The 6,050-nt window shown below is 70.7% G+C and carries 4 protein-coding genes; 2 read left to right on the forward strand and 2 right to left on the reverse strand.

Annotated features, from left to right (window positions below):
- Nucleotides 1-32 precede the first annotated feature (32 nt).
- Nucleotides 33-2,123: an NAD-dependent DNA ligase LigA gene (gene ligA / locus JHN63_RS19260; protein ID WP_234477370.1), complete on the reverse strand. Its 2,091-nt coding sequence runs from the start codon at nucleotides 2,121-2,123 to the stop codon at nucleotides 33-35.
- A gap of 179 nt (nucleotides 2,124-2,302) precedes the next feature.
- Between ligA and JHN63_RS19265 the strand changes: the two genes are divergently transcribed.
- Entirely contained in the window at nucleotides 2,303-3,436 is a 1,134-nt protein-coding gene (locus tag JHN63_RS19265; RefSeq protein WP_200682322.1) for an NAD(P)/FAD-dependent oxidoreductase, read from the forward strand.
- A gap of 191 nt (nucleotides 3,437-3,627) precedes the next feature.
- Here the strand turns inward: JHN63_RS19265 and JHN63_RS19270 are convergent, their stop codons facing one another.
- Nucleotides 3,628-4,275, reverse strand: a complete 648-nt coding sequence (locus JHN63_RS19270) for an Lrp/AsnC family transcriptional regulator (protein ID WP_200682323.1) — start codon at nucleotides 4,273-4,275, stop codon at nucleotides 3,628-3,630.
- Between the two features lie 172 nt (nucleotides 4,276-4,447).
- Here JHN63_RS19270 and JHN63_RS19275 point away from each other — a divergent pair, with 172 nt between their 5' ends.
- Entirely contained in the window at nucleotides 4,448-6,034 is a 1,587-nt protein-coding gene (locus JHN63_RS19275; protein ID WP_200682324.1) for an ABC transporter substrate-binding protein, read from the forward strand.
- Nucleotides 6,035-6,050 lie beyond the last annotated feature (16 nt).

Raw genomic sequence — 6,050 nt, forward strand, 5'->3', positions numbered from 1 at the left:
TGTGACCTGCGGAACACCTCGCCCGGAAGGCCTCAGTCGAGGTAGTCGGCGATCAGGGTCGCGAACTCGTCCGGGGTGGCGAGTCGGATGCCGAGGGTCTCGGCCTTGGCCCGCTTCGATCCCGCGTTCTCCCCGGCCACGACCAGGGTGGTCTTCTTGGAGACGCTGGAGGAGGAACGGCCACCGGCCCGCTCGACGAGTTCGTTCATCTGGTTGCGGCTGAGCTTCTCCAGGGGGCCGGTCATCGCGCCGGTGACGACCACCGTCATCCCGGCCAGCGGCCCGTCGGCCGTGTCGGCGGCTTCCGTACCGCCTTCGGTGGCGTCGTCCGTCGTGGGGGCGGGCGGCGTCGCGCCGGGCTCGGTCATGTTGACCCCGGCGGCGACGAGCCGGTCGATGAGCGGGGCGAGTTCGGCCAGTTCGGCGACGATCGAGGGGGCCTTCTCCGTGCCGATGCCCTCGACCCGCTGCATCGCCTCCGCGTCGGCGGCCCGGATGGTGTCCATCGTCGCGAAGTACCGGGCGATACGGCGGGACATGGAGCGACCGGTGCCGCGCACCCCGAGCGCGCACAGCACCCGTGACAGCGGCCGGCCCTTGGCCGTGACGATCGCGGCGAGGAGGTTGTCGGTGCTGGTCTCGCCCATCCGCTCCAGGCCCAGGAGTTGCTCGCGGGTGAGGGCGAACAGGTCGGCGAGATCGGCAACCAGCCCGGCGTCGACGAGCTGGACGACGCGGGTGTGGCCCAGCCCCTCGATGTCGAGCTGGTCCCGGCCGGCGGCGTAGGACAGGGCGGCGACCAGGTGGCAGTTGCGGCCCTGTTCGCAGCGCCAGCGCAGCTCGCTGGTGTCGATGCCGGAGCCGCAGCGCGGGCACACCTCGGGGAACACGATGGGCTGTTCGTCACCGGTGCGCAGATGCGCGACCGGGGCTTCGATACGGGGGATCACGTCACCGGCCCGGTGCACCATGACGTGGTCGCCGAGGCGCAGATCGCGGCGGGTGATGTCCCCCGGGTTGTGCAGGGTGGCGTACGTGATGGTGGCGCCGTCGATCTCGACCGGCTCCAGGACCGCGCGCGGGGCGATGATGCCGGTGCGGCCCACGTTCCACTCCACCTCCAGCAGCCGGGTGATCTTCTCCACGGCGGGCAGCTTGTAGGCGATCGCCCAGCGCGGGGCCCGCGAGCCCGACCCGGCGGCCTGCTGGTCGGCGGCGAGGTCGGCCTTGATGACGATCCCGTCGATCCCGAACGGCAGTTGGGCCCGGAGCGCGGCGATCTCCTGGACCCGGGCGAGCACCTCCTCGACCGTGTCGGCGGTGATGCCGGGCACGGCGGTGGTGGCCGTGGTGTTGACCCCGTAGGCGGCGGCCCGGGTCATCAGCTCGCTGTGCGCGAGTTCGCCCAGTCGGGCCGCGAGCCCGGCCTCGGTGTCGGCGACGGGGATCAGGCCGTAGCCGAAGAACGTCATCGGCACCGTGTACGCGCGCTCCTTGGCGCGCAGGGTGCCGGCCGAGGCACCGCGCGGGTTGGCGAACGGCTGCCCGCCGTGCGCGGTGCGGACCTCGTTGCCGTGCTCGAACTGGGCGGTGGTCATGAGGACTTCGCCGCGCACCTCGACGGTGACCGGCTCGGTCAGCTCCTGCGGGAGGCCCTCGATGGTGCCGATCGCGTGCGAGACGTCCTCGCCGGCCGTGCCGTCGCCGCGGGTGATGAGCCGGGTGAGTCGGCCGCGGGTGTAGCGGGCCGCGATCGCCAGGCCGTCCAGCTTCGGCTCCACGCTGAACCGCGTCACCTCGTGGTCGATTCTTCGGGCCAGCGAGGCGGTCCAGGTGGTGAACTCCTCCGGCGAGAACACGTTGTCCAGGCTCAACATCGCCACCGTGTGCGGGACATCGCCGTCGACCGCGCCGCCGGCCACCTTCCCGGTCGGGGAGTCGGGCTGCACCTCGTCGGGATGGTCGGCCTCCCACGCCGCGATGCCGCGCACCAGCCGGTCGTAGGAGTCGTCGTCCAGCGCGGAGGTGCCACCGGTGTAGTAGGCGGCCGACGCCTTCACCGCGTCCTCGACCGCCTGCGCGTAGGCGGCGGCATCCACGATCACAGCTGCAGGAGTTGTCATGACTCTCATCCTGCCTGCCACCACTGACAACGCCCGGGTCGAACGCGGCGCGGGGACCGCCGTACTTGCATCGCACCGTTCATTGCTCGAATCCAAAAGGTGTGTCGTTGCACTTTTATATCGAGTCTGCTTTTCTGGAAGCCGGTCATCAATCCGCGCCACATCCAAGGAGAGCCACCATGAACGGCACCCGCATCGCAGTGATCGGCGCCGGCCCCGGCGGCCTCACCTGCGCCCGCGTCCTCCAGCGCCACGGCATCGACGTCACCGTCCACGACGCGGACGAGTCCGCGACCGCCCGCAACCAGGGCGGCACCCTCGACATGCATCCCGACACCGGCCAGTACGCGCTGCGCGCCGCCGGTCTGTGGGACGAGTTCACCGCGCTGGCCCGTCCCGAGGGCGAGCAGATGCGGCTGGTCGACCGGGCCGGCCGCGTCGTCTTCGACAGCGCCCCGCCGCAGGACGGCGCGGGCAACCCCGAGATCGACCGCGGCCAGTTGCGCACGATCCTGCTCGACTCCCTTGCCGCGCCGGTCTGTTGGGGCCACAGGCTGGAGCGGGTCGAACCGCTCGGCGACGGCCGGCACCGCCTCCACTTCGCGCACGGCGACACGACCGAGGCCGACCTCGTCATCGGCGCGGACGGCGCCTGGTCGCGCGTACGCCGACTGCTGTCCGACGCCCTCCCCGTGTACACCGGAGTCACCTTCGTCGAGACCGGTCTGAACGACGCCGACACCCGTCATCCGGAACTCGCCGGGCTGACCGGCAACGGCACGATGATGGCCCTCGACGACAATCACGGTTTCGTCGCCCAGCGCAACAGCGGCGGCCACATCCGGGTCTACGTCGGGATGCGCGTCCCCGAGGACTGGTACGGGCGGGCCGCCCTCGACCTGACCGACACCGCCGCCGTCCGCGACGCCCTCCTGGAACGCTTCGCGGGCTGGAGCGAGGCGCTGCGCGGCTGCATCACCGACACGGACACCGGGTACGTCAACCGCCCTCTGTACGCCCTTCCGGTTCCCCACACCTGGGAGCACACCCCCGGCGTCACCCTGCTCGGCGACGCCGCCCACCTGATGTCCCCCTTCTCCGGAATGGGCGCCAACCTCGCCATGCGCGACGGCGCCGACCTGGCCCGGGCCCTCGCCGGCCACCACGACGTCGACGAGGCGATCACCGCCTACGAGAAGATCCTTCTGCCCCGCTCCGCCGAAGCCGCGCAGGGCGCCGCCGAAGGCATCGCGAGCGCGTTCGCCCCCGACAGCGGCGAACAGTCCCGCGCCCACATGGCCGCCCACCACTGACACCGCTGCATAAGCGCGGACGGCTCCCCAGGGCCGGCGCGGCGGCGCAGGGCCTGGCGAGCATGTCGCTGTGCGCGAGGCCTCGGCTACCCACCTCGACCGCACGACGAACCAAGCCCGACCTGGCCGGCCGCGCTCAGGCGGTCGTCATCGCGTGCGCGTCGGGCCCGGTGACCTCGGTCGGCCGACGGTCAGTCCTCCGGCTCGGACGTGCGTTGCAGATCGGCCCGCCCCTCGGCCGCGCGGATGAACCGGGTCATCCCGAACTGGCTTGTCCCGGGGGCTTCTTGAGGGTTGCCGACCGCCGATTCGGTGGAGCGGGGCGCGGCCGGCAGGACGTAGGGCCGGCGGAGCACCTCGTCGAGGATGATCACGGTCTCGGTCGCGCGGACCGCCGGAATCGTGGACAGCCGGTCGGTGACCAGGCGGTGCACGGCGGTGACGTCGGCCACCCGGATCTGGATCATGGCGTCGTGCTGGCCGGTGGTGACGGCGCAGTACTCCACCTCCGGCATCTGGGCGAGAGCCGTACGGAACTGGTTCCACAGCTCCTGGCGGACCGTGACGAAGATCAGGGCACAGATCTCCAGGCCGACCCGGTTGTGATCGACGCGGGCGCTGAAGCCGTTGATCACTCCGTCGGCGCGGAGCGCTTCGAGACGGGTGTAGGCGTTCGCGCGGGAGACGCCGACACGTTCCGCGAGGGCCGCGACGGAGATACGGCCCTGGGTGCGCAGCACATCGAGGATCTTGAAATGCACCGAATCCAGGGCAAGACCGATGCCGATCCGTCCAGAGCGGCGCTCGCCCGGGGTCTCCGGGGTCGACAGATCTTCCATCTTCGCGCCTCTCCGTTGCATTACGTCTCGCGCTGGTCCCGTCCGCCGAGAGTCCTGGTTAGTTTCAGCCAACCCTAACGGCGAATCGTCCAGGTCCCCTCCCGGCATCCGCCCGCACCCGCATGGCCTTCTTCGGCTCCGCCCCGCTCTGTCTTGATCACGGAGGCACGCAATGCCCAGATTCAGTGCCGGGTCCCACCCGGTGGCACTCCCGCTCGTCGCGGTCGCGGCGCTCGCCCTGAGCGCCTGCTCCGGCGGTACGGGTGCCACCGGCTCGACGGCCGGCAAGACCCTGGTCGTCGACACGTCGTTCAACCTGAAGACCGCCGACCCGGGCCGTGAGTTCGAGCCGACCGGGCAGATCGTGGACAAGGCGCTCTACGAGACGCTGCTGTCCTTCAAGGGCTCCGACGTCACCAAGCCGGTGCCCGGCCTGGCCTCCTCGTACGAGCAGTCGGCGGACGGCAGGACGCTCACCCTGCACCTGCGGGCGGGCGCGAAGTTCGCGGACGGCAGCGCGGTCACCGCCGACGACGTCGTCTTCTCGCTGAACCGGGTGATCGCGCTCAAGGGCAACCCGTCGTTCCTCCTCGACGGCGTCACGGTCACCAAGACCGACGCCTCCACCGTCACCCTGACCTCGAAGAAGCCGAACCCGGCGCTGCCCTTCATCCTCCCCAACCCCGCGCTCGGCATCCTCAGCGCGAAGACGGTCCAGGCCCACGGCGGCTCGGCGACCGCGACGGACGCGGCGGAGAAGTACCTCAACACCACGTCGGCCGGCTCCGGCCCGTACACCCTCACCTCGTTCAACACGAACACCCAGGTCGTCCTCACCAAGAACCCCAAGTACACCGGCTCAGACAAGCCGACCTACGACAAGATCGTGCTGCGCAACGTCCAGGCCCCCACCCAGAAGCTGAACGTCCAGCGCGGCGACAGCCAGATCGCCCTCGACCTCACCTCCGACCAGGTCAGCGGCCTCGGCGGTGGGCTCAAGGTGGACAGCGGCGCGTCCTCGGACGTGATCTTCCTGCTGCTCAACCAGAACACCAAGGTCAGCGGTACGACGTCCAACGCCAAGTTCGCCGAGGCCGTACGCAAGGGCATCGACTACAAGAGCCTGCTCTCGCTCGCCGGCACCGGCTCCGTCCAGCCCGCCGGGATCATCCCCTCGACCTTCCTCGGCGCGCTGCCCGCCGCACAGGCCGCCGGACGCGACCTCGCCGGTGCGAAGGCGGCCCTCAAGGCGAGCGGTGTCGCCAAGCCCTCCGTGACCCTCGGCTACGCCAGTGACCTCACCGTCGACGGGCTGTCCCTCCAGACCCTCGCCGAACGGGTCCAGGCCCAGTTGAAGGAGGTCGGCATCACCGTCACGCTCGCCCCAGCGCCGACCACCACCGAACTCGACAACTACCGCAACGGCAAAGAGCAGTTGGGCCTCTGGTACTGGGGCCCGGACTACCCGGACCCCAGCGACTACCTGACCTTCCTGCCCGGCGACCTCGTCGGCCTGCGCGCGGGCTGGAAGGCCGGTGCCGACCCCACCCTCACCGCGCTCGGCGACAAGGCGGCGACGACGATCGGCGACGACACCCGCAAGACGCTCTACGAGCAGATCCAGACCCGCATGAACGCCTCCGGCCCCTTCATCCCGCTGATGCAGCCCAGCCGGAACACCGTCTCCGCCGCGTCCGTGACCGGCATCGCCTACAACCCCGTATGGACGATCGATGTCGCCGCGCTCGGCGCCAAGTAAGGGGGCGGGCGGGAAG

The organism is Streptomyces sp. MBT65, from assembly GCF_016612545.1.
Lineage (GTDB): Bacteria > Actinomycetota > Actinomycetes > Streptomycetales > Streptomycetaceae > Streptomyces.